This is a genomic window from Acinetobacter seifertii (assembly GCF_016064815.1).
GTDB classification, from domain to species: Bacteria; Pseudomonadota; Gammaproteobacteria; order Pseudomonadales; family Moraxellaceae; genus Acinetobacter; species Acinetobacter seifertii.
Genome location: NZ_CP065820.1, coordinates 3,582,503 through 3,606,231, shown reverse-complemented (window position 1 = coordinate 3,606,231; position 23,729 = coordinate 3,582,503). Strand labels below are relative to the sequence as shown.

The following is a 23,729-nucleotide window of genomic DNA, read 5'->3' as shown; positions in this document are numbered from 1 at the left end:
GCAGCTAAACGTTCTATAAACTTGTGATTTCGCGTATTAATCTTAACCTAAGCAGTTGTCTCTTTTTCGTCTAAAGCTGATATACGGCGGTCTTTGGCTGCCCATACTTTTTCATGAAAGAAAAATGCAAATGCTTGTACGGTTGGTTCTAACATACTTAAGGTTAAAGCCATCCAAATGTTACCTGTTACAAAGTACGCGACTAGCATTGCTACCGTAATATGCATAATGTAGTAACTTAAGGTTTTCTTTAATGTACGTTGGTTTTTTACAACGAATTTTTGAATATTAGCCATCATCATTCTCTCTACCTATATTTGATATTTTTAGTATAGAGATGAGAGTATAAGATTAAAAATGGATTATGCAAATGATAATCATTAACAAAACCGATTTAAATATTTTTGAGCAATATTAATAAACACAGGAATGATTCCTAAAAGTTTTCTAATTTATAAAAATGATAAATTAGATTTATGTGAAACTCTGGCTATAATCGAAGAAAGATTAGAATTACCCAGTCCAATGGAGCAAGACGACATGGCAGGCAAAACTTTATATGACAAATTGTGGGATGACCACGTAGTTACAGAGCGTGATGATGGTTCGTGCTTACTTTATATCGACCGTCATTTATTGCATGAAGTAACAAGTCCACAAGCATTTGAAGGTTTGCAACTTGCGGGTCGTCAACCGTGGCGTTTAAGCGCAAACGTAGCTACACCAGACCACAACGTTCCAACGTCTAAAAAAGAGCGTGATCAGGGCATTGCAGGTATTGAAGATGATACGTCTCGTATTCAGGTTCAAACCTTAGATGATAACTGTAAGGCTTTTAATATCGTTGAATTTGGTATTAATGATATTCGCCAAGGTATTGTGCATGTTGTTGGACCTGAACAGGGCTTAACTTTGCCGGGTATGACGGTGGTATGCGGTGACTCGCATACAGCAACTCACGGTGCCTTTGGTTGTTTGGCACATGGTATTGGGACATCTGAAGTTGAACACGTTTTAGCGACACAATGTTTGATTCAGAAAAAATCAAAAAATATGTTGGTTCGTGTTGATGGCATTTTAGGTAAGGGTGTAACACCCAAAGATGTCGTTTTGGCGATTATCGGTAAAATCGGTACTGCAGGCGGCACGGGTTACGCAATTGAGTTCGGTGGTCAAGTTTTCCGTGATATGTCGATTGAAGGACGTATGACGGTATGTAACATGGCGATTGAAGCTGGTGCACGTGTTGGTATGGTTGCAGTTGATGATAAGACTATTGAATACGTAAAAGGCCGTAGCTACGCACCAAAAGGTGAGCAGTGGGAACAAGCGGTTGCTTACTGGAACACTTTGCATTCAGACGATGATGCTGTTTTTGATGCAGTTGTTGAATTAAATGGTGCAGAGATTGAACCACAAGTGTCTTGGGGTACTTCACCTGAGATGGTGATTCCAGTGTCGAAAGCTGTACCAACCTTAGAACAAGCCAAAGATGACGTACAACGTAGTGACTGGACGCGTGCGTATCAATATATGGGTTTAAGTGCAGGTCAAGCATTGGGTGATATTCAACTTGATCGTGTGTTTATTGGTTCTTGCACTAACTCACGTATTGAAGATATTCGTGCTGCTGCTGAAGTGGTTAAAGGCCGTAAAGTGGCTTCTAGCATTAAGCAAGCGATGATTGTTCCGGGTTCTGGTTTAGTTAAACAACAGGCAGAAAAAGAAGGTTTGGATAAAATTTTCTTGGAAGCTGGTTTCGAGTGGCGTGAACCGGGTTGTTCAATGTGTTTAGCAATGAACGCAGACAAGTTACAACCGGGTGAACACTGTGCGTCGACATCAAATCGTAACTTTGAAGGTCGTCAAGGTAATGGTGGTCGTACTCATTTGGTGAGTCCGGCAATGGCAGCGGCTGCTGCAATCGCGGGTCATTTTGTTGACGTTCGTTCATTTTAATTCGGTCTGGAGCAAACCATGAAAGCTTATACAGTTGAACAAGGTATCGTTGCACCATTAGATCGTGCCAATGTTGATACAGATTTAATTATTCCAAAACAGTTTTTAAAATCGATTAAACGTACTGGTTTTGGCGACAACTTATTCGATGAACTTCGCTATTTAGATGAAGGCTACCCAGGTCAAGATAACTCAGTACGCCCAAAGAACCCTGACTTTGTTTTGAATCAGCCACGTTATCAAGGAGCAACTGTTTTAATTGCTCGTACTAACTTTGGTTGTGGTTCAAGTCGTGAACATGCACCTTGGGCATTAAACGAATATGGTTTCCGTACTGTTATTGCTCCAAGTTTTGCGGATATTTTCTTTAATAACTGTTTTAAAAACGGCATGTTGCCAGTCATTTTGCCTGAGAACATTGTTGATCAGTTATTTAAAGAATGTGCTGCGAATGAAGGTTATCAATTAACTATTGATTTAGCTGCGCAAGAAGTTCGTACACCAAATGGCGAAGCATTTAAATTCGAGGTAGATCCATTTCGTAAGCATTGCTTGTTAAATGGCTTGGATGATATTGGCTTAACTCTTCAAAATGCGGATGCAATTCGCGCTTATGAAGAAAAAACTAAACAGGTTCGTCCTTGGGTATTCCAAGAGATAAATTAACCTTTTGGTACATTTTAAACATAGTCATGGCGTCGTGTTCAAACTCTTGCTAACATGCTAAAGCATAAAAACACCTTAAAATTATGCACTAGATGAGGATTGGGCTTGAACAATGAAGAGGAACGTTACTCATAGCTTTTTGTTGGGCCTGTGCGCAATAACACTTAGTGCTTGTCAGAGCACTTACAATGTGGTCGATACTGTTCGTATTAAGCAGGCCAAACACGAAAATTTGGGGCAGAATGCAGCAATATATTGTTCGGGTGCAAAAAGTTGCGAATTCGAACGACTAAATGATATTACTGTCGTTGATGCACAGACACGCAGAATTAGTAATCAGGCAATTCATCAAGGAATTGTGAGATTAAATGGTTCGCTGTTGAGTCAAAGCAATAGTTTGTATCTGTCTGTACCTGCTAAGCAATATGAAGTGGTCATTCGTTTTTATCCGATTTCTCCAGATCGGGCAGAAACGATCCATGTTATTCACCAATTTAAAGCTAATCATCGCTATATGTTTAAAATGTACCGAGACAAATCTAACCGTTCGGGCAGTTTGCTCAATGTTTCTGTACCAGATCCATTATGTGTTGACTTAGAGCAGGATGGGCGTGTCATTCGCCGTTTTTGTCGACCATTTGATGTAACCACAGGACTCGGTGAATTTCTCGAACAGAAAAAACTAACACCACGACAGTCATAACGCTGTCTTGTCTTTGAAAATGGAAAACTTCATGTCTAAACAGATTTTAATTTTGGCTGGCGATGGTATTGGTCCTGAAATTGTTGGGGCAGCAGAAAAAGTATTAAATAAAGTAAATGAAAAATTTAATTTGTCGTTGACTTGGGAACATGGCCTATTGGGTGGTGCAGCGATTGATGCTCATGGTGAACCGTACCCAGCTGTAACAAGCGAGCAAGCAAAGAAAGCTGATGCCATTTTATTAGGTGCCGTTGGCGGACCAAAATGGGACACCATTGAACGCTCTATTCGCCCTGAACGTGGTCTTTTAAAAATTCGTAGTGAACTTAACTTGTTTGCTAACTTGCGCCCAGCGATTTTATACCCACAATTAGCCGATGCTTCTAGCTTAAAGCCTGAGATTGTTGCTGGTTTAGATATTTTAATTGTTCGTGAACTTACTGGTGGTATCTACTTTGGTCAGCCACGTGGTATTCGTGAACTAGAAAATGGTGAAAAACAAGGCTATAACACTGACGTTTATTCTGAAAGTGAAATTAAACGCATTGCCAAAGTGGCTTTTGAACTTGCAGGATTACGTGGTGGTAAAGTTTGTTCTGTAGATAAAGCAAACGTTTTAGAAGTGACGGAGCTTTGGAAGCAAACGGTTACTGACTTACAGCAAGCAAACTATCCAAATATTCAGCTTTCACATATGTATGTGGACAATGCTGCAATGCAACTTGTACGTGCGCCTAAACAGTTTGACGTCATCGTTACAGGCAACTTGTTTGGCGATATCTTGTCTGATGAAGCAGCAATGCTTACAGGCTCAATTGGTATGTTGCCATCAGCATCTTTAGATGAAAGTGGTAAAGGTATGTATGAACCTTGTCATGGTTCAGCACCTGATATCGCGGGTCAAAATGTAGCAAACCCATTAGCAACCATTCTTTCAGTTGCAATGATGCTTCGTTATACATTCCGTGAAGAAGCTGCTGCTAAAGCAATTGAGGATGCAGTAGGGCAAGTACTTGATCAAGGTTTCCGTACAGCCGATATTATGTCTGAAGGCATGACGAAAGTAGGTACAGCCGACATGGGCGAAGCAGTTGTTGCTGCTCTTGCTTAATTGCTATTTTGCTAAAAAAAACGCGGCTTTAAGCCGCGTTTTTTTATTGTTGAAAGGTTTTAACATGCTTTGCCCTGATATTGGATTGATTCAGCGATATCATTTTTAAGCTGAAAAATAACTTTGCAACTAAAATTAATATCGTAAGAATTGCTCCCTAAAGCCCCCGATTGAATAGGGACGGGATTACCACCCATTTCAAGATTACTCACCATAGGAATTGGAATACTTAATGGTCGTAAAATTGTGTAGATGAGTTGATTTGATGTTTTTTCGGGAACATGAGCAATTTGAAAACCAAGGCTACGTAAGTTTAATTCTTGCTGAATAGTGGTAGATGACTTACCCAGAAAGCTTTTTAAATATTCCTGTAAGTTCACAGATTGGCGTGGGGCAGTTGCACAACCGTTCAAATAAATAAGCATCATTGAGAATAGGCTTATTCGACATAGGGTGTGTATATTCATTTTTCTCTATCAAATTATATTTATTATTAGATAACGGTAGGTTGGATTGCTGAGCTTGTAAAGAAAAAAAGGAAGTTTATGATAAATGGAGGATGAGTTTATCTAGCAATCCATACTCATATCCAAAAGCCTTTATAATTATTTCGTAAAAAACTTAAGGAAAACATGATGAAAAAAATACTTTTAGCACTTTTATGCAGCTTCGGAATAACAGCGGTATATGCCGATAATTGTGACACTACTCGTAATACCTATGATGATATTTACTGTACAAATAAAATCTATGCGAGTGCTGATGCTGATCTAAATAAAAACTATCAGGCATTAAGAGCAAAATTGAATACAGCGCAACGAAGTACGCTTAAGAAGTCTCAGCTTGCTTGGATACGTCAACGTGATGCTGAATGTACAGATTCAAATAGAAATAGTGTAGACGTGCAGTGTCGTTTACAGACAACGCAGGAAAGAAACCATTGGCTACAAGAAAGATTACGTGAATGCCAAACAGTTGGTTGTAAAACCAGTCGATTAAGTGAATAAATAACGCAATAAAAAAGCCACTTCATGATGTGGCTTTTTTGCATTCACTAATTAGCGAGCACGGTACGTAATACGACCTTTAGTTAAGTCATATGGAGTCATTTCGACTTTCACACTGTCGCCAGTAAGAATGCGGATATAGTGTTTACGCATTTTACCAGAAATGTGTGCAATAACTTCGTGACCGTTTTCAAGACGTACACGGAACATCGTATTAGGAAGCGTTTCGGTGACAACGCCTTCGAACTCAATGAGTTCCTCTTTATTGGCCATAGCCTACCTGATGATCAAATTGGAAAGGCGCAAATTATAGTCAATTTATTTAAAAAAAACAAGATAGACATCTTCTTGTTAAAGCATCTGGTTAAACTATGACTAGTAAAAAAAGATGCAATTTTTTTCACAAAACAACTCTAATTCTGTTGTCAGTTTGGTCAATCAACGCTAATCTAAAATCATAGTTATTAGGGACTGTTCATGAAAAAAGAGTCAACAGCTCCTAAGTATCAATGAAGTATCTACATGGAAGGGCACTGCGTGGGTCAGCTAACAGATGCATCAGTTGTATTACGTTTTGGCTATCAAGCAATTCGTCGTGCAGGATTGCCAACGGAAGAAATATTAACTAAAGCGGGAGTCGCTTTAAATCAGGTCGATACTAATGCACGTACTCCGTTAAGTGCGCAGTATGCCTTTTGGACTGCAGCTCAGGAAGTCAGTAAAGATCCAGACATCGGTTTGCATTTAGGTGAGCATTTGCCTTTATACCGTGGTCAGGTCATTGAACACTTATTTATTAGTAGTGAAACCTTTGGTGAAGGGCTTAAACGAGCTTTGGCTTACCAACGTCTCATTAGTGATGCATTTGATGCAAAGCTGGTCGTCGAAGATGGACGTTGTTATTTGACCAATGGCGAACAAATTGGTGCTGATAATCTGGTTAATCGTCATTTTTCAGAATGTGCGATTTCAGGTGTGCTTCGATTCTTCAAATTTATTACCGAAGGGCAATTTCATCCGATCTTCATCGATTTTAATTTTAGTGAAGGTGCTTCTGAAGATGAATATTTCCGCGTTTATGGCTGCCCAGTAAGTTTAGGTCAGAAAGAAACAAGGCTATATTTTGATCCTGCCATTTTAGATTTCCAGCTTTGGCAGGCAGAACCTGAACTATTGCAATTGCATGAGCAGCTCGCAATTGAAAAGTTACAAGAACTGGCTCGTTATGATTTAGTGGGTGAAGTTCGCCGTGCGATTGGTTCGACACTGGAAAGTGGAGAAACCACGCTAGAAACTGTAGCAGCACAATTAAATATTACACCGCGCCGTTTGCGGACACAGTTAAGCGAAGCGAATACCAGTTTCCAGCAAATACTTTCTGACTATCGCTGTCGTTTGGCTAAAAAACTTTTGGCAAATACCAGTGAGAGCGTAGAGCGTATTGTGTATTTAACGGGTTTCTCTGAACCAAGTACATTCTATCGTGCGTTTAAACGCTGGACCAATGAAACACCCGTTGAATACCGTAAGCGTAAACAGCATCGTTAAATACTAAAATTGGTTAAGCCTACTCAGGTAGGTTTAACCAATGTGGGCCAAGTGGTGGCTGTGGCAAGTCAAATTGCTCAGGATAATAACATTGAATAAAGTAGAGGCCGTCAGGCGGAGCAGTGACTCCTGCCGCTTTACGATCTTGTGCCGCAAACATCGCATCGATATGGTCTATTTCATACATACCTTGACCAATTTCGAGTAAGCATCCGACAATATTGCGTACCATATGGTGTAAAAAACCATCTGCTTGAATATCTAAGACCAAGTAGCGACCATGTTCAAATAGACGGCAATGCGTTACATGTCGTACAGGTTTATTGGACTGGCATGCTGCTGCGCGAAAGGTTTCAAAGTTATGCGTACCTTCAAATTTACTGGCAGCTTTAATCATCTTTTGCATATCTAGCTGTTGATAAATGTGCGTGACCTGTTTATGTAAGAGGGCTGGTCGACACTGAGCGTTATAAATAACATAGCGGTAACGTCGAGCAGTCGCCTTAAAGCGTGCATGAAAGTTTTCATCCATCACTTTAATCCATTGAATGGAAATATCCTTAGGTAACTGGCTATTTGCTCCTCTTAACCATCCCGTCTCTGGACGAATGGCATTCGTATCGAAATGAGCCACCATATTGGTTGCATGTACTCCCGCATCTGTTCGGCCTGCACCGTGAAGTGCAATAGGTTCATCTGCGATTTTGCTGAGTACACGCTCAATCGTTTCCTGAACGCTGGCAACGCCTGGCTGTTGTGTTTGCCAACCTCGATATTGAACTCCGCTAAACTCAATACCGACCGCATAACGTTGCATAGCTTTACCTCTATTTAATGCAAATTTTCATTCCAATGGCTGAACCATTGTTCTGGGGTTGGGTATTTTAAATAGATTTGAAGTGCTTTTGCATAAAGATCTGCATGACTATGTGCATCATTAATGACAATTTTTGCAGTTTTGGCCCAAGCACTAATTGCATAACGTTGATCAATGCCACCAAAGGTTACTTGTGTCGCCAAGATTGGAACACAACCATGAGCATACAGTTCATCTAAGGTTGCCAATAGTTCAGGGTTTACTGCAATATTGCCTGTACCAAAGCCTTGTAACACCAAAAAGTGTGGTGGGGCAGGAAGTAAGTGGCGCAACTGTTGTACCAAGTGCTGTGTTGCAATAGGTTGCATCATCCAGTTTAAAATCTGGAATGAAGTAGCTTTTTCAATTTGAGCATCTTGAACGATCAATTCATTTTGTTGAGGTGTAAACTCAACTTCACTACTTAAACCTGAAAATGCATCGAGTTCAGTTGTATGAGTTTTTAATGCAGTTTGTGCATGGAATATTTGATGATGAAATGCAAGATAAGCACCTACAGGTAGTGCAATCACTTGTTCTAATGCAAGATATAAGTTCTCAATAGCATCAGTAAATTCACGTGTATTATCACCTTGAATATTGAGTAACGGGTATTGGCTACCAGTAATCACAATATGACAGCTTTGGCCTAAAAAGCGGGCTAGGGTTGCAGCCGCATAACTGAGTGTATCTGTACCGTGAATAACAACGAAATGTTGATAGCCTTCAAGTTGTAGTTGTTGTATGCGTTGAATGAGGCGTAACCAATCAGGTGCCGTACATGCACTGCTATCGACAATATTGGGTGCAGCGAAGCAGTCAACCGTTAAGTGTGGTGGAATCACTTTTTCAAGTTGAGGCAAGAATTGGTCGTAAGGCATAGGCGCTAAAGGTTCACCAATGCAACCAAAAGTACCACCCATATAAAATAAGGCTATTTTTTTCATATTTTTGCAGGCATAAAAAAGCAGTCATCTCTGACTGCTTATGGTAAATCGAACAGTTCTAAGAAGCTATGCGATTAAGTAGGTTTTTCGCATGTTGTTGTTGTTCTGTGTTGAATTTTTGCTCATCAGCTTGTAGTAAATTGCGCGCTGCTTGGTTCGCTCCAAATTTGATGTATTGCTCAGCCAACTTTAAGTCGAGTTCATTTTCATTTACTTGTTTTAATTCTGGAAAAGCTTCTAGAAGTGGATCTTCTATTTGAGCTTGCGTAACTACTTCATTGACTACATCTATAGAATTTTGATTTTCAAGCTCTGGTGCTGTAACTAAGGCAGGCTCATCTAACGAAAACTCAAGCGGTGTGATAGAAGTCGCTTCTAATGGCACTTGTTCTACGAGTTTAATTTCATCTAATGATGGAGCTTGTTCAACAGATTTCGTCTCTGAACTTGAAGGATTTAAGTCAAGATTAAAATCTAATGCATTGATGCTAATCTCTTGATCTGCTTTTACCTCTACTGCTTGAGTCTTATTCTCAGTTTCATGCAGAGGTGCCAAGTCAAAAGAAAACTCTAAATCAGCTAACTCATTTGTTTCTTGAGATGAAGATACTTCTGGTTCTTGCGGAGAAGTTGATACTTCTGTTTCATGTACAGGTTGGCTGGTATTTTCTGTAGCCGCAGTTTTTTCAAATGAAAAGTTAAACTCTAAAGGTTCAACTTCAACAGCAGGTTCTTGTTTTACAGGAGCGTAGTCTTTCTGCAAGTCATCAAAAGAAGTCTCAGAAGAGCTTGTTGTTAATTGGTCAAACTGAGCAGTTGTGTCCGATATAGCTTGTGGTTCTTCATGTGCTTTAGCTTGAGGAAACTCAATAGCATCAGGTTGTCTTGATGACTCATATTCTTTTTGTCTTGCTTCTGCTTTAATCGCTATTTCATTTAATGCCAAGCTGCGAATGTGGCTAATAAGTTGTTGAATCGCAAATTCATCTTTTTGAGCAATATGAACTTCAAGAAGTAATAAATACAATTCATGCTGGGTGTTGTCTTTTTTTAGTGCCTGATTGACTTGAGCTTCAGCTGCTGAAAACTGTTTTTCTTGAATGAGCTGTAGAATATTTTGACGAACAGCCTCAGGTACAGGACTACTTTGTGGAAGAGCAGGAGCGACTTCTTCAACTACATTGGCTTTACTTTTTTCGCGCGAGCTTTTACTCGATTTACCACTCGCTTTTTTGCCCGATTTTTTACTTATACTTTTTGGGGAGGTGGTCTCTTGTTTTTGGCCATTCTCACGCTTTTTTAAAACAACGGCGACCACGAGTAATATGATAAACGGAATCACATATAACATTACTTTCCCCTTAAAAAATAAAATTTTGCAATATAAAGCGAGCTAACTCTGGTTTTAACTTAATGTTTTTGCTTGTGAGTTTGTTGCTGTGCTTTTAACTGCTGTTGTAACTCTGCCAAACGCGCATTCAGAAGTTGAATACGTTGGTCTTTTAAACTTAAAGTTTGATTTAGTTTGGTTACATTCCTTTGTAATGTAACGGTTTTTTTGCGAGTTGTCATAACTTTTACTGCTAACTCAGTATTGTTTTGACCTTGTTGTGTGCTCTTTTTTGCACTTCCATGAGTAGAATTTGGGCTGTTCTCTGCCACAATGCTCATTTCTGCTTGTTGTAAGCGATATTTAGCTCTACCAGAAGATGCTTTTGCTAAGTTAGTTTCACTCGATTTAGATTTTGTATGTGAAGCCTTAGCTGTATTTGCTGTTGTTAAGTTTAGTGAAATTCCCTGACGCAAACGGTTTACATCACCTTGAATAAAAGCATGTCGGTTTTGAGCTTGGATATCTCGCATGACTTTAGCCACAGGTTGTTTGGTCTGTGCTGCAATACGATTGGCAATAGTCCATAAAGATTCATTACGCTGCACGACATATTTACCTGTAGGGGCTGGACCTTTATAGGTACTGATTTTCTGCTTTTTCGGTGTATTTTTACTTAATGCATTTTTTTGTTGATCAAGCTTAGGTTGAGCCGCTTTTTTGACTGTAGTTGTTTGATTGTCACTGCTCGGTTTAAGAGAAGCGGCAGGCTGTTTTTCTAAAGCAGATGGTTCATTACTCATTGCTGCGATAGTTTGCTGTGGCGCTTGAGTCGCAGGTTTTTCGGTAAAAGGAGTTGCTGGAGCCGAGTTATTCAAAGCAGGAGCAGTTCCAGTGCTAATGTTTAGATTACGCTCATTAGCTGGAGTTTCGGCTACAGGTGTTGCTGTTTCAGCAGGTGTATACTGAGTACTTTCAGGTAGGTTTAACGCAATGTCTTTTTCATTTACGATAAATTGTGGTGAAAGTGGAGTTTCGTTAGCAGTCACCTTTTTGATAGGCGATGGCTTTAAAACGGTTTTAATATGTTGAAGGCGAGTTGCATTACCCTCACTGACTTTTACGACAATATTCAGTTCGGGATCAATAATAGGACGAGATGAGGTAATTACAATAACGCCAGAACCTTGGCCATTTTGACGTGTATAAAAATTTAGATTACCAGGAGGTTGGTGAGTGACTCCCAAACCATTGAGATCTTCTTGAGTGGCTAAACTGACTTGCAAGGGAGTGTTAGGATCCGCTTGCTGAAAATTCATTTCTGCATAAAGTAATTCCCCAGGTGCAGATTGAATTTGAATAGGATCTAATGTAATCGCATAAACACAAGGCGAAGACATAATGGTGAAAATGGCAATTTTTAATTTGTTATATGCAGTCATCTCAATCCATGACCTGATCAGTCGTAAAGTCGTTCAAAATTATACAATAATGAAATGTAAATAAATTGTTAATTTTTCACAAACCAGTTACGAAAAAGCCGATCAAATGTGATCGGCTTTTTATTTTGACTGAATAATTCAGGTCAAATTATGAGCTTTTGTATTCAACTAAAATACGTAACATACGACGTAAAGGTTCAGCAGCACCCCAAAGTAGCTGATCGCCTACTGTGAATGCACCGAGATATTCTTTACCCATATTGAGTTTACGTAAACGGCCTACAGGTACAGTTAAGGTACCAGTCACAGCTACAGGTGTAAGATCGGTCATCGATGCTTCACGTGTATTTGGTACAACTTTAGCCCACTGGTTTGAGTTACGAATCATATCTTCGATCTCATCAAGCGGAACATCTTTTTTCAGTTTGATCGTTAATGCTTGAGAGTGGCAACGCATTGCACCGATACGAACACAGTGACCATCAATAGGAACGATTTGAGAGTTACCTAAAATCTTGTTGGTTTCAACTTGACCTTTCCACTCTTCTTTAGATTGACCGCTTTCAAGCTGTTTATCAATGTAAGGAATTAATGAGCCCGCAAGTGGCACACCAAAGTTTGCAGAAGGGAAGCCTTCACCACGTTGTAACTCAGCAACTTGACGGTCAATATCAAGAATTGCAGATTTAGGATCATCTAACAAAGTCTTGGTATTGTTGTATAAGTAACCCATACCTGTTAACAACTCACGCATGTTTTGTGCGCCAGCACCTGATGCTGCTTGATAAGTCATAGCAGTCATCCACTCAACCAAATTGTTTTGGAAAAGTGCGCCTACACCCATCAACATAAGTGATACGGTACAGTTACCACCAACGAAAGTTTTAGTACCTTTCGCTAAACCGTCTTTAATCACGTTAAGGTTAACCGGATCAAGAACGATGATTGCATCATCAGACATACGTAAAGTAGATGCTGCATCAATCCAGTAGCCATCCCAACCAGTTGCTTTTAACTGTGGGAAAACTTCAGATGTGTAGTCGCCACCTTGGCAGGTAATAATGACATCCATTTGCTTCAGACTGGTAATGTCTGTAGCTTCCATAAGTGCTGGAGCAGTCTTACCACCAAATGAAGGAGCTTCACCACCTGCATTACTGGTAGAGAAATAGAATGGCTCAATATGAGCAAAATCATTCTCTTCAACCATACGTTGCATAAGGACGGAACCGACCATCCCGCGCCAACCGACCAGACCTACTTTCATGTCATTTTGCCTCGGTGCGTTAAAATTGTTAGGGGGAGTTGAGTGTATCAAAAGTGCTCACAACTGCAAGCGTTACAGAATCAAAACAGCAATTTTATTGAGTAGAATATCTTGTTTATGTTACATACAAAATTGATAAAGATGACAAAAACATTAAAAAACAAATCATCTTAAAAGAGAAATTTCAATGATTTATATCGAAGTTGTGTCTGTAGTGGTGATTTGGTTGACTTTCTGGTCACTGATCCCTCGTGATGAGTGGTGGTTTCGAGGCGCTGATTTTCCACGGTTACAAATTTTGTTTGTTGGACTAATTGCTTTAATGGGCATGTTGTTTTGGCCAACTGAATGGAATCTATGGCGTGAGATTTTACTTGCGGTACTTATCGCAGCAATTGCTTATCAACTTAAAATGGTTTTACCTTATACATTGTTTTGGAAAAAGCAGGTTAAAAAAGTTAAACCAAAGCAATTAGATCCTCAAAAGCAAATTTCACTGATTGTTTCTAATGTACTCACACCTAATGATAAATATCATTTATTACTTGAGCATGTGCGGACATTAAAACCTGATTTATTATTGACGTTAGAAACTGACAAGACTTGGGAAAATGCTCTAAAAGAAATTGAAGAAGATTATTCATACCGTGTGCCAGTCCCTCTAGATAACTTATATGGCATGCATTTATATAGTCGACTCCCTCTTAAAAATACAGAGGTCAAGTTCATTCTAAGTAATGAAATTCCTTCTATTCATACCACTGTAATCTTGCCCTCTGGAATGCATGTTCAGCTCTACTGTTTGCATCCTAAACCACCAAGTCCAACTGAAGCAAAAGATTCAACACTACGAGATGCGGAGCTTTTAATTGTTGGAGATCAGATTAAAGATCTAGATGAAAGTTGTATCGTGATGGGAGATCTAAACGATGTCGCATGGTCCCGCACAACTCGTTTATTTCAACGTATTAGTGGGTTGCTCGATCCGCGTGTTGGACGACATTTTATAAATACTTTTCATGCAGACTATCCTTTATTGCGCTGGTCACTTGATCATATCTTTCATAGCACAGATTTTGGTTTGATAAAGATGCAACGTTTATCTCATATTGGATCGGACCATTTTCCTGTTTATGTGGTTTTACAAACAGGACGAATATTTGAGCAGATTCAAGAAGAAGTTGAAGAAACTGAAGAAGATGCAAAAGAAGCTAAAGCTGCAATACAAGAGGGTATTGCTAAGGCTGAAAAAGAAGAAAAAGTCGTGACTGATGAAATTACAGAACCTTATAAAGGGAAAAGTATATAAAAGCGAGTTGTAAGCAATATCGTACAAAGATTTGAGTCTAGGTCCAATAGGCAGGGAGAGCTAAAACCCGTATTCTACATTCATCGGCACACGGAAGCGGGAATGGATTATCCCAAGTAAGGATGCACTAAGCTGATATGGAATGACATCACGGATAAGATGTTAGAACGGAAGCGATAAAAAGAATTATATACCCTGAAAGCACAACCTCATTTACCCGAGTTTTGCAGGACGCAGAACTCGGGTTGATATTTTATATAAGTACCATTTAATTAATTATAAATTAAAGAAATATTTTAAGGTTCTCTTAATTTAAAAATCTATTTAATTATAGGTAGTAGTCCATAAATTTTTTTATATATCCGAGCCCTTTTTCAATGAAAATAGATACAAAAATTTTTTTAAATAAGTTTTTGTTTTTATAGATTATTGAAGAATAAATATAGGCTTTGATCTATTTAGGTACAAATTGGACTTGTTTAATTGGCAAATCTCAATAGAATGTGCCGATCGTTGACATGTTGGATCGTCAACAGGCATTGTTGTTTACTTCGCCGGATCGGCGGGTTGTGATTTGCTTGTGCATTTAAATTTCTGTTTGGAAATTAGTGTACATATTGAGGTTTCACTATAAAAATAGTGTTCTTCTCCCTCTCATATTTGATACTTTGCGGTGCATAAGGATTGTCTTATGAAGAATTTTAAATTTAGCCTTGCGTGGCAAATTTTAATTGCTTTAATCCTAGGGATAGTTGTCGGGGCTGTTTTACATAATCAGCCTGAAATCAAAGATAGCATTGTAAATAACGTTCTTACTCCATTAGGTAAGATCTTTATTAGCCTGATTAAAATGATTGTTATTCCAATCGTTTTCTCTACATTGATTTTAGGTATTGCTGGTGTAGGCAGTACAAAAAGTCTAGGGCGTCTTGGTTTTAAAACCATTCTCTATTTCGAAATTATTACTACTATTGCTATTTTGGTTGGCTTAGTTGCAGCGAATATCTTCCATCCAGGTTCAGGCATTGATATGTCTCAGCTGGTTCAAACAGATATTTCTCAATATAAGCATACAACTGAAGAAGTTCAGTCACAGTCTCATGGCATCATGCAGACAATATTATCGCTTATCCCAACGAACATTATTAGTTCGATGGCGCATGGCGAAATGTTACCAGTGATTTTCTTTGCTGTACTTTTTGGTATTGGTCTATCTTCATTACCAGCTACAACTAAAGACCCATTATTAAATGTATTTCATGCTGTATCGGAAACAATGTTCCGTGTAACGCATATCATCATGAAATATGCACCAGTGGGTGTGTTTGGTTTGATCGCTGTAACTGTTGCAAACTTCGGTTTCGCTTCACTTATTCCATTAGGTAAGTTGGTTGTATTGGTTTACGGTGCAATCTTGTTCTTTGCTTTAGTGGTACTTGGTTTAACTGCAAAAATGTTCAGTATCAATATCTTTACTTTGCTTAAGATCTTGAAAGATGAATTAATTTTGGCGTATTCGACTGCAAGTTCGGAAACAGTTTTACCGCGTATTATGCAAAAAATGGAAGCTTATGGCGCGCCAAAAGCGATTTCTAGTTTTGTAATCCCAACAGGTTATTCATTTAACCTTGACGGTTCTACGCTTTACCAAAGTATTGCAGCAATCTTTATTGCACAGCTTTACGGTATCGAAATGTCAATCAGCCAACAAGTTATTTTGGTTGTAACATTAATGATTACTTCTAAAGGTATTGCAGGTGTTCCTGGTGTATCATTCGTAGTGTTATTAGCGACATTAGGTAGTGTTGGTATTCCTGTAGAAGGCCTAGCATTTATTGCTGGTGTTGACCGTATTATGGATATGGCTCGTACTGCGTTGAACGTTGTAGGTAACGCGCTTGCGGTACTTGTAATCAGTAAATGGGAAAAACAATACGACTATGAAAAAGCTGCTGCTTATGAAGCAACATTTAAATAAGACTGCTTTCTTTTAGTTGTAAAAAACCCGCGATCATCGCGGGTTTTTTATTACGTTATTTCAGTACACTTTGATATAGCTCAAGGGTCTGATCGCACATATCTTTTAAACTGAACATTGTTACAGGAGCAACTGTTTGAGGTTGTTCAATATGATGTTTTACTTTTTCTACTAAGGCTTTTTCATTTTCAGCTTCAACAAGACCTTGTGGATATACATTCGATAAAATCTCCGCAACACCTCCACGGTTCCAGCCAATCACCGGCGTACCGACTGACAGCGCTTCTAATGCTGTTCTACCGAATGTTTCTGCTTGATTGGATAGAGAGAGCACGATGTTGCTAAAAGCGAGCCATTCGCGTATATCTGAGCGATGTCCTACAAAGGTGATCTTATCTGCGAGTCCTTTGTTTTGAATGGTGCTTTGCAGCTCACTTAAATAAGCCTGTTTTTTAGCATCGGCACCACCCACAACCACAGCATGTAATTGAGGATATTGCGACTGAAGTTGTTGCATTAACTCAATTAAGCTTTCATGTCCCTTTAAGCGGGTAATACGACCAGGCAAGCATAGTAAAAATTTATTTTCGAGTTCAGGAAAGTCATTAAAAACCTGATTAAACCACTGTGCTGAAGGTTGATAGTTATGCGGAAAAGCAGCAGGATCAATTCCTCGATAAATCCGGACAATATCTTGTGGTGGACAGTTTTTATAATGGTCAGTGATATATTTAACTACGCTGTCAGAAACGGCAATCACTTTCTCGGCCTGAGTCATAATTGCACTATAACGATTAACTGAATAGAAACCATGTACTGTGCTAATGAGGTGAGGGCGCTTATGTGCTGGTATTCCTTTTAAGGCAAAATGGGTAAGCCAAGCTGGCACACGTGAGCGTACATGAACAATATCGGGCTGATGCTCTTCAATAAGTCGACGTAAAGGGCGGATCTGCCATAAGCTCGATAAAGATTTTTTATGAATCGGTAGTGTTAAGTGTTTAGAACCTTCAGCTTCGAGCTGTGAGACCAAGCGACCACCGTTTGAAACAACCAATGATTGGTGGCCTTGTGCAACGAGCGCGCGTGCAATTTCTATTGTGCCGCGTTCTACGCCACCGCTATTGAGTTCTGGGAGAAGTTGCATCACTTTCATTGTTTTTTGCCTTATACATTTATAAAAGATGGACCATTTACAGATACATCATTTCAAGCTAAATCATTATCCAGAATTTACTATCGTGTTAGCGACATGGATGTCGCTGTTTCGCTGTGTTACATGGAAGTAACATCAGCGGAACAAAGGATTTTTGCTTACTTTTTATCCCTAACAAGTAAGGTCTGCGTATTCGAAAGTATTTGAGTTTCACTTTAAATTGAGGCTGTGTTTACTACCACTTTAAAACCATTACAGTTTTATCTTAATAGATCTCTTCATATCCCTCAGGACGTGTCTTAAATCGACGATGAAACCACATATATTGAGTTGGTGCGATGCGAAGCTGATTCTCAATAATCTTATTTACACGGGTTGCATCATCGACTTCATCTTCGCTTGGCATATTGTCGACCGCAGGTTCAATCAAGATATGATATTTAGGATTCTGTACATCGCCATGACGATAAAAATATAAAGGGACTGCAACTGCTTTTGAAATTTTTAATAAACGACGGTGGGCCGTGACTGTAGCAGCTGGCACTCCAAAAAACGGTGCCATAACGCCTTGCTTGAGTCCGAAATCTTGGTCGGGACTATACCAAATGGCATCACCATCTTTAAGGTGGCGAATTAAGCCCCGCATATCATCATGATCGATTTGAGCTTTGTAAATCGTTGCTCGACAGCGATAAATCAGCATGTCGAGAAGAGGATTATTTTGAGGACGATACACAACATCTGGCTCAAAATATTGAGCACATACATAACCACCAGCATCAAGCAAAGTACTGTGAGTTCCCAGTAATAAAACGCCTTTGCCTTGTACTTGAGCATTGGTAATGTGCTCTAAGCCTTCAATCGTGACACGGTTTTTAAACCAGTAAGGTTTATACCAAGCGTTTAAGGTCTCAAAAATACCAAGCATCATATCTACAAAAACTTGTTTTGCTTGTTGCTGTACTTTTTCAGATGACCACTCGGGAAAGCAAACTTCTAAATTACGAATAGTGGTTTTGCGACGAGATTTTAAATATTTCCAAGCGATATTTGCTAACCCGTGAGCCAAACGCCATTGAATCGCCCACGGTAAAATAGCCAAAAGCATGAGGAAAGTAATCGCAATCCATACACCCCAATATTTAGGTAATAAAAAGGACCACTGAAACTCACCGGGCGTATAGGGCTGCTTTTGGCTCATAACGATATAAAAAATCTAAAAGTTAAAACTGCCAAAAGTGTATCACGAACTGAATTTATCGTCGTAATACACAGGGGGAAATTGAAAGGTTCTAGCAAAGAAAGACAAATAAAGTAAGTTATCGGCGGTGTTCTAAAAGAATACGAACAGCGAGTCCGGCTAACACAGTCCCCATAATCCAGCGTTGAATGCTGGCCCAAAATGGTTTTTGCTGTAGAAAGAGCGCAATGCTACCTGCAGAAAACACAATCAGTGCATTGACTGAAACACTTACAAAAATTTGTATGGTCCCGAGTTGAATGGACTGCGCTAAAATACTGCCTTGTTGTGGGTGAATAAACTGTGGCAATAAAGACAAATACATAATTGCAATTTTTGGATTCAGTAAATTTGTCAAAAAGCCCATTAAAAATAATTTTAATGGTGAATCGATAGATAAGTCTTTTACACTGAAAATAGGCGCTGCATTTGGACGTAAGGCTTTCCATGCAAGCCATAGTAAATATAAGGCACCTACAATACGAATCGTGTCATAGGCATAGGGAACTGCGACCACAAGTGCCGTAATCCCGAAAGAAGCGCAGAGCATATAAAATACAAAACCAACCGCAACGCCACCTAGGGAAATAAAACCTGCGAGTTTGCCCTGACTAATGGAACGAGAGATAAGATAAATCATGTTTGGACCCGGGGTGAGTACCATCGCCAAGCAAATGAGTCCGAATGCCAAAATTTGAGAGAGATCTAGCACGGAAATATCCTTAAATATTATTATACTGGTAGGTATATCATAATTATTTTGTATACAGCGAAACTTTATTGATTGTCTTTTTGAATCAAAAAATAAGAATAATTCAGTATGATATGAATATCCTGAATTCATAGAAATTTATGAGAAATCTCCATATCGATGCCACAAAAGGTGTCTTAATTTTTCTGGTTGTATTGGGTCATTACCTTGAAAGGTTAATTGGCTGGAACGAACCTCTAAATCAAGCGATTTTAGGGAGCATTTACTTTGTTCATATGCCAGCTTTTATTTTTATATCAGGCATGTTTTTTAAAGAAAAGAAAATCCTAGAAAAATTAATTTACTTTTTATCATTGTATTTACCGTTTCAACTTTTATTTCAATTGCTTGATGCCTTCTATAACGGAAGTTTATGGAATTGGTCGTTTCATTTGGTATGGTTTGCTAAGCCTTATTGGGTGCTATGGTATTTGTTTGGCATGGTGGCTTGGACGGTTCTCGCTTTCTTCCTAAAAAAGACGGCATATCCAGTTTTATTTTCTCTTATTTTAGCTTTACTGGTTGGATGCTCACCCATCAATAATTACAGCTACTCGATTGGTCGTATTTTTGTTTTTCTGCCTTTTTTTATGGCTGGGGCGGTTTATGGCAAAACCATTTTTCAGTATCTTCCGCAGTTGCCTTATGCAAAGTTATTAGCTGTTATCGCATTATTCATCATTACTGCTGTAGCGGCTATAAGTCATTATAGTTATTACTGGTTATTTGGCAGTTTGTCATATTTTCAATTACATGTAGATCTATGGCAGGGAATGCTGATTCGCAGTGTAATTATGTTGCTATCGGCTATGGGTGTTTTGAGTATATTTTTACTCACTCAAAATTTTAAACGACCTTGGATCGGTTTAGGCCAAAAAACGCTGCCAGGTTATATATTGCATGGTTTTGTAATTATTGTTTTGACTCATCAATTAAGTTTTAAATATTCGGTAGAGATCAATATTTTCATTAGTCTTGTTTTGGCTATCCTCACTTGTATGATTTTGCAGTTACAGATATTTGAACGTTTAATTCGCTTCATCTCTTTATTTGTTTATAAACCTTTTATGGCATTACTAGAAATTCTAAATCCAAAAAAGGGCTTTAATTAAAGCCCTTTTTTATTAATTAACTGCCTTTACTCATTTGCTCAAGTTCATCCCAACGCTCTAATTTTTCAAGCAGTAATTCTTCAATTTCTGCGAGGCGTTGGCTTGCTTGGGTCGCAGTATCTGCATCAGATACAAACCATGAACCATCTGCAAGTTTTTCAGAAAGCTCGGCTTGTTCAACTTCCAGTTTCTCGATTTCAGCAGGAAGTTGCTCAAGTTCACGTTGGTCCTTATAGCTCAATTTCACTTTTTTAACGTTACTTTGAGCAGCGGCTTTTTCAGCTTCAGCTTTTGCCTGAGCTTTTTTAACGTCAGACTTTTGGTCTACGACTTTGTCATCTGGACGTTGTAGTAAGTAGTCTTGGTAGCCACCGATGTATTCTGCAATATTACCTTTGCCATCAAATACCCACGTAGATGTTACGACGTTGTCCATAAATGCGCGGTCATGCGAAATAAGTAATAGCGTGCCTTTGTAATCAGACAGCATCTCTTCAAGTAGCTCAAGAGTCACCATATCCAAGTCATTGGTTGGTTCGTCCATCACAATCAGATTCGATGGTTTAAGCAATAATTTAGCAAGCAAAATACGGTTACGCTCACCGCCAGAAAGGGCTTTTACTGGTGTGCGTGCACGTTCAGGTGAGAACAAGAAATCTTGTAAATAGCTGTAGATATGACGACGGTTGCCATTCACATCAACAAAGTCAGAACCCTCTGAAACGTTTGCCATGACTGTTTTTTCAAGGTCTAGGGCATTACGTAATTGGTCAAAATAGGCAACTTCTAACTGCGTACCTGTCTTAACAGAGCCACCGTGCTCGATTTCACCTAAAATGGCTTTAATTAACGTTGTTTTACCAACGCCGTTATCGCCTACTAGGCCAATACGGTCACCACGCATCACAAGGGTAGAGAAGTCTTTGATGAGTGGTTTATCATCATAAGATACGCTTAAGTGCTCAATATCAAATACTAATTTACCTGAGCGATTTGCTTCTTGAGTCGCCATGCTCACTTTGCCTTGTTGTGAACGGCGTGCTTTTGATTCTTCACGTAAAGCTTTTAATGCACGAACACGACCTTCGTTACGTGTACGACGTGCTTTAATGCCTTGACGAATCCAAGCCTCTTCTTCAGCTAATTTTTTATCAAATAAAGCATTTTGCTTCTCTTCTGCTTCCATTTGCTGAGCTTTAAGCTCCAAATAGCGTGAATAGTTACCTTCGTAGCCACGTAGGATGCCGCGGTCAAGTTCAACAATTCGAGTCGCAATGCTATCTACAAAAGAACGATCATGCGAAATAAATAGAAGTGTTAAATTATTTTGATCGAGTAGGAATTTTTCTAACCATTCAATACTTTCAACATCTAAATGGTTGGTTGGTTCGTCTAGAAGTAATACGTCTGGCTGAGTTAAAAGAGCACGAGCGAGTAAAACACGACGTTTACGTCCACCAGATAAGTCTGCCAAATCTGCGTTTGGGTCGAGACCCATTTTACTTAGTAGAGCATTCACCTTGTTTTCAAGCGCCCAGCCGTCTAGTTGGTCTAGCTTGTGCTGAAGGTTACCCATACGGTCGCAAGCTTCCATATCTCCCAGCATACAAGCATCGGTTGCTTCATGGTAAGCTCTAAGTACTTCGGCAGCTTCTCCTGCGCCATCTGCCACAATGTCAGCAACTTTGCCAGAATCCATTGGAACGTCTTGGGCTAACATAGAAACCGTTAGACCATTTTGAATAGAAACTTCACCAGAATCTGGTAATAAGCTTCCCTCGATGAGTTTAAGTAAAGTAGACTTACCTTCACCATTACGCCCAATTAAACAGACTCGTTCGCCACGTTCTAGATTAAAGTTCGCGCCATCGAGCAGGGCAGGTCCGCCAAAAGCAAGTTGGACATCCCTTAGGGTAATATAGGCCATAATGTTTTCCAGAATCTCAAATGAGGATTTAAATGACTAAACCACCATATCATGATGATCAAGCGTCATTTTCCGCACCCATTGAAGATTTGCAAGTGCGAATTACATTTTTGGATGATTTAGTTGAACAATTAAATCAACAACTCGCTATTCAAACTCAGGAAATAGCTGATTTGAAAAAACAAATGCAATTACTTTACCTACGAGTGGAATCTTCAGATTTATCAGAAGGTATTGCGCCTTTTGACCCATTAACAAATAAACCTCCTCACTATTAATAAAAAGGCAAGTTCAATACTTGCCTTTTTAACTAGAGGATATTTTAATTTTAGTTAAAAACCGTGTAAAACAATTTTCCCTTTTGTCTTGCCACTCTCAATTTGTTGATGAATCTGTTTTAAATTTTCAGCATTAATAGGGCTTAAAACTTCAGTCACAGTTGTTTTGATTTTCCCTTCCTCAACTAGCTTGCTGACTTCATTTAATAGTTCACTTTGTTTTTGCATATCTGCAGTTTGAAACATTGAACGTGTGAACATAAATTCCCAATGCACAGACACAGACTTCGATTTAAACGGTTTAATATCTAACTGCTCAGGGTCATCAATGAGTCCAAAGTGCCCTTGTGGTGCAATCAACTCTACAATATCTGATAAATGTTGATCTGTTTGAGTGGTTGAGAATACATATAAAGGTTCATTTAAGCCTAATTGTTTGATTTGTGGTGCTAAAGGCTCACGATGATCTAATACATAGTCGGCACCAAGTTGTTTTACCCATTCTTTCGTTTCAGGGCGTGAAGCTGTCGCAATAATCGTAAGGTTAGTTAACTGTTTAAGAAGTTGAATGGTAATAGAACCTACACCACCAGCCCCACCAATCACTAATATTGTTGTGTTTTCTTGTGCATTCTTTTGAACTTGTAAACGATCAAATAGCATTTCCCAAGCTGTGATTGCAGTTAAAGGAAGAGCAGCCGCTTCAGTTACTTCTAAATTTTTCGGTTTATGACCAACAATACGTTCATCAACCAATTGCAACTCACTATTACTGCCTTGGCGATTTAAAGCACCTGCATACCAGACTACATCACCTACTTTAAATTGAGTGACTTTATCTCCAGTTGCTTCAACCACACCTACAGCGTCCCAGCCAAGCACTTTCCAACCAGATTCGGCACTTACATTTTTACGTATTTTGGTATCAACTGGATTGACTGAAATTGCCTGTACGCGAACAAGCAGATCATGGCCTTCTGCAACGGGAGTGTCGAGTTCAATATCTACGAGTACCTCTGGCGATATAATAGGCCCTGCTTTTTGATATGCGACAGCTTTCATAATAATAATTCCTCTTGTTGAGAGTTTGATCATAACGTAAGATTAAAAATAGTGACTACAGACAAATAACGCTCATAGTG

The 23,729-nt window shown here is 39.1% G+C and carries 23 protein-coding genes; 10 read left to right on the top strand and 13 right to left on the bottom strand.

From position 1 onward, the window contains the following. Positions 1-47: 47 nt before the first annotated feature. A complete protein-coding gene (locus I8T81_RS16650) occupies positions 48-302 on the bottom strand; it encodes a DUF2061 domain-containing protein (RefSeq protein ID WP_171220341.1) in 255 nt (84 codons plus the stop codon). Between the two features lie 238 nt (positions 303-540). Between I8T81_RS16650 and leuC the strand changes: the two genes are divergently transcribed. The 4 genes from leuC to leuB all read left to right on the top strand — a co-directional run bounded on the left by leuC (position 541) and on the right by leuB (position 4,439). Continuing rightward, a complete protein-coding gene (gene leuC, locus I8T81_RS16645) occupies positions 541-1,959 on the top strand; it encodes a 3-isopropylmalate dehydratase large subunit (RefSeq protein ID WP_039250490.1) in 1,419 nt (472 codons plus the stop codon). An 18-nt stretch (positions 1,960-1,977) separates the two neighbouring features. After that, entirely contained in the window at positions 1,978-2,625 is a 648-nt protein-coding gene (gene leuD, locus I8T81_RS16640) for a 3-isopropylmalate dehydratase small subunit (RefSeq protein ID WP_004698920.1), read from the top strand. Positions 2,626-2,737: 112 nt separating this feature from the next. Then, a complete protein-coding gene (locus I8T81_RS16635; protein WP_004698919.1) occupies positions 2,738-3,328 on the top strand; it encodes a hypothetical protein in 591 nt (196 codons plus the stop codon). 31 nt (positions 3,329-3,359) lie between these two features. Then, the gene (gene leuB / locus I8T81_RS16630; protein WP_198071677.1) at positions 3,360-4,439 is read left to right on the top strand and encodes a 3-isopropylmalate dehydrogenase; all 1,080 of its coding nucleotides are present in this window, start codon (positions 3,360-3,362) and stop codon (positions 4,437-4,439) included. A 59-nt stretch (positions 4,440-4,498) separates the two neighbouring features. Here leuB and I8T81_RS16625 read toward each other — a convergent pair whose 3' ends face one another. Then, positions 4,499-4,906: a hypothetical protein gene (locus I8T81_RS16625; protein ID WP_077164955.1), complete on the bottom strand. Its 408-nt coding sequence runs from the start codon at positions 4,904-4,906 to the stop codon at positions 4,499-4,501. 165 nt (positions 4,907-5,071) lie between these two features. Between I8T81_RS16625 and I8T81_RS16620 the strand changes: the two genes are divergently transcribed. Further along, positions 5,072-5,446: a lysozyme inhibitor LprI family protein gene (locus I8T81_RS16620; RefSeq protein ID WP_077169087.1), complete on the top strand. Its 375-nt coding sequence runs from the start codon at positions 5,072-5,074 to the stop codon at positions 5,444-5,446. Positions 5,447-5,497: 51 nt separating this feature from the next. Here I8T81_RS16620 and infA read toward each other — a convergent pair whose 3' ends face one another. Further along, positions 5,498-5,719 (bottom strand): translation initiation factor IF-1, encoded by a 222-nt coding sequence (gene infA, locus I8T81_RS16615; RefSeq protein ID WP_001284370.1) that lies wholly within the window; start codon positions 5,717-5,719, stop codon positions 5,498-5,500. Positions 5,720-5,983: 264 nt separating this feature from the next. On the opposite strand from infA, the gene I8T81_RS16610 reads away from it, so the two are divergent. After that, the gene (locus I8T81_RS16610; protein WP_004883404.1) at positions 5,984-6,994 is read left to right on the top strand and encodes an AraC family transcriptional regulator; all 1,011 of its coding nucleotides are present in this window, start codon (positions 5,984-5,986) and stop codon (positions 6,992-6,994) included. 19 nt (positions 6,995-7,013) lie between these two features. On the opposite strand, the gene truA is transcribed toward I8T81_RS16610, so the two are convergent. From truA to asd, 5 genes are all read right to left on the bottom strand, one after another. Further along, positions 7,014-7,811, bottom strand: a complete 798-nt coding sequence (truA, locus tag I8T81_RS16605; protein WP_198071676.1) for a tRNA pseudouridine(38-40) synthase TruA — start codon at positions 7,809-7,811, stop codon at positions 7,014-7,016. Positions 7,812-7,825: 14 nt separating this feature from the next. Beyond that, positions 7,826-8,797 (bottom strand): asparaginase, encoded by a 972-nt coding sequence (locus tag I8T81_RS16600; RefSeq protein WP_198071675.1) that lies wholly within the window; start codon positions 8,795-8,797, stop codon positions 7,826-7,828. 58 nt (positions 8,798-8,855) lie between these two features. After that, the gene (locus tag I8T81_RS16595) at positions 8,856-10,148 is read right to left on the bottom strand and encodes a hypothetical protein (protein ID WP_198071674.1); all 1,293 of its coding nucleotides are present in this window, start codon (positions 10,146-10,148) and stop codon (positions 8,856-8,858) included. Between the two features lie 59 nt (positions 10,149-10,207). Beyond that, on the bottom strand, positions 10,208-11,569 hold the full coding sequence (locus I8T81_RS16590; protein ID WP_198071673.1) for a type IV pilus assembly protein FimV: 1,362 nt from the start codon (positions 11,567-11,569) through the stop codon (positions 10,208-10,210). Between the two features lie 148 nt (positions 11,570-11,717). Further along, positions 11,718-12,836: an aspartate-semialdehyde dehydrogenase gene (asd, locus tag I8T81_RS16585; RefSeq protein ID WP_002053322.1), complete on the bottom strand. Its 1,119-nt coding sequence runs from the start codon at positions 12,834-12,836 to the stop codon at positions 11,718-11,720. Positions 12,837-13,023: 187 nt separating this feature from the next. On the opposite strand from asd, the gene I8T81_RS16580 reads away from it, so the two are divergent. Next, positions 13,024-14,145, top strand: a complete 1,122-nt coding sequence (locus tag I8T81_RS16580) for an endonuclease/exonuclease/phosphatase family protein (protein WP_198071672.1) — start codon at positions 13,024-13,026, stop codon at positions 14,143-14,145. A 691-nt stretch (positions 14,146-14,836) separates the two neighbouring features. Continuing rightward, positions 14,837-16,123: a glutamate/aspartate:proton symporter GltP gene (gene gltP / locus I8T81_RS16575; protein ID WP_004698899.1), complete on the top strand. Its 1,287-nt coding sequence runs from the start codon at positions 14,837-14,839 to the stop codon at positions 16,121-16,123. 55 nt (positions 16,124-16,178) lie between these two features. Here gltP and I8T81_RS16570 read toward each other — a convergent pair whose 3' ends face one another. The 3 genes from I8T81_RS16570 to I8T81_RS16560 all read right to left on the bottom strand — a co-directional run bounded on the left by I8T81_RS16570 (position 16,179) and on the right by I8T81_RS16560 (position 19,231). Continuing rightward, on the bottom strand, positions 16,179-17,279 hold the full coding sequence (locus I8T81_RS16570; RefSeq protein WP_198071671.1) for a glycosyltransferase family 4 protein: 1,101 nt from the start codon (positions 17,277-17,279) through the stop codon (positions 16,179-16,181). A 265-nt stretch (positions 17,280-17,544) separates the two neighbouring features. Continuing rightward, positions 17,545-18,480: an LpxL/LpxP family Kdo(2)-lipid IV(A) lauroyl/palmitoleoyl acyltransferase gene (gene lpxL, locus I8T81_RS16565; RefSeq protein ID WP_100290831.1), complete on the bottom strand. Its 936-nt coding sequence runs from the start codon at positions 18,478-18,480 to the stop codon at positions 17,545-17,547. A 118-nt stretch (positions 18,481-18,598) separates the two neighbouring features. Beyond that, a complete protein-coding gene (locus tag I8T81_RS16560) occupies positions 18,599-19,231 on the bottom strand; it encodes a LysE family translocator (protein WP_077164947.1) in 633 nt (210 codons plus the stop codon). 140 nt (positions 19,232-19,371) lie between these two features. On the opposite strand from I8T81_RS16560, the gene I8T81_RS16555 reads away from it, so the two are divergent. Further along, positions 19,372-20,382, top strand: coding sequence for an acyltransferase family protein (locus tag I8T81_RS16555; RefSeq protein ID WP_198071670.1), 1,011 nt, complete (start codon positions 19,372-19,374; stop codon positions 20,380-20,382). A gap of 16 nt (positions 20,383-20,398) precedes the next feature. Here the strand turns inward: I8T81_RS16555 and I8T81_RS16550 are convergent, their stop codons facing one another. Further along, positions 20,399-22,309: an ATP-binding cassette domain-containing protein gene (locus I8T81_RS16550; protein WP_198071669.1), complete on the bottom strand. Its 1,911-nt coding sequence runs from the start codon at positions 22,307-22,309 to the stop codon at positions 20,399-20,401. 32 nt (positions 22,310-22,341) lie between these two features. On the opposite strand from I8T81_RS16550, the gene I8T81_RS16545 reads away from it, so the two are divergent. After that, positions 22,342-22,587: a SlyX family protein gene (locus I8T81_RS16545; RefSeq protein WP_004698888.1), complete on the top strand. Its 246-nt coding sequence runs from the start codon at positions 22,342-22,344 to the stop codon at positions 22,585-22,587. A gap of 54 nt (positions 22,588-22,641) precedes the next feature. On the opposite strand, the gene I8T81_RS16540 is transcribed toward I8T81_RS16545, so the two are convergent. Beyond that, positions 22,642-23,649 (bottom strand): zinc-binding alcohol dehydrogenase family protein, encoded by a 1,008-nt coding sequence (locus I8T81_RS16540; protein ID WP_198071668.1) that lies wholly within the window; start codon positions 23,647-23,649, stop codon positions 22,642-22,644. Positions 23,650-23,729 lie beyond the last annotated feature (80 nt).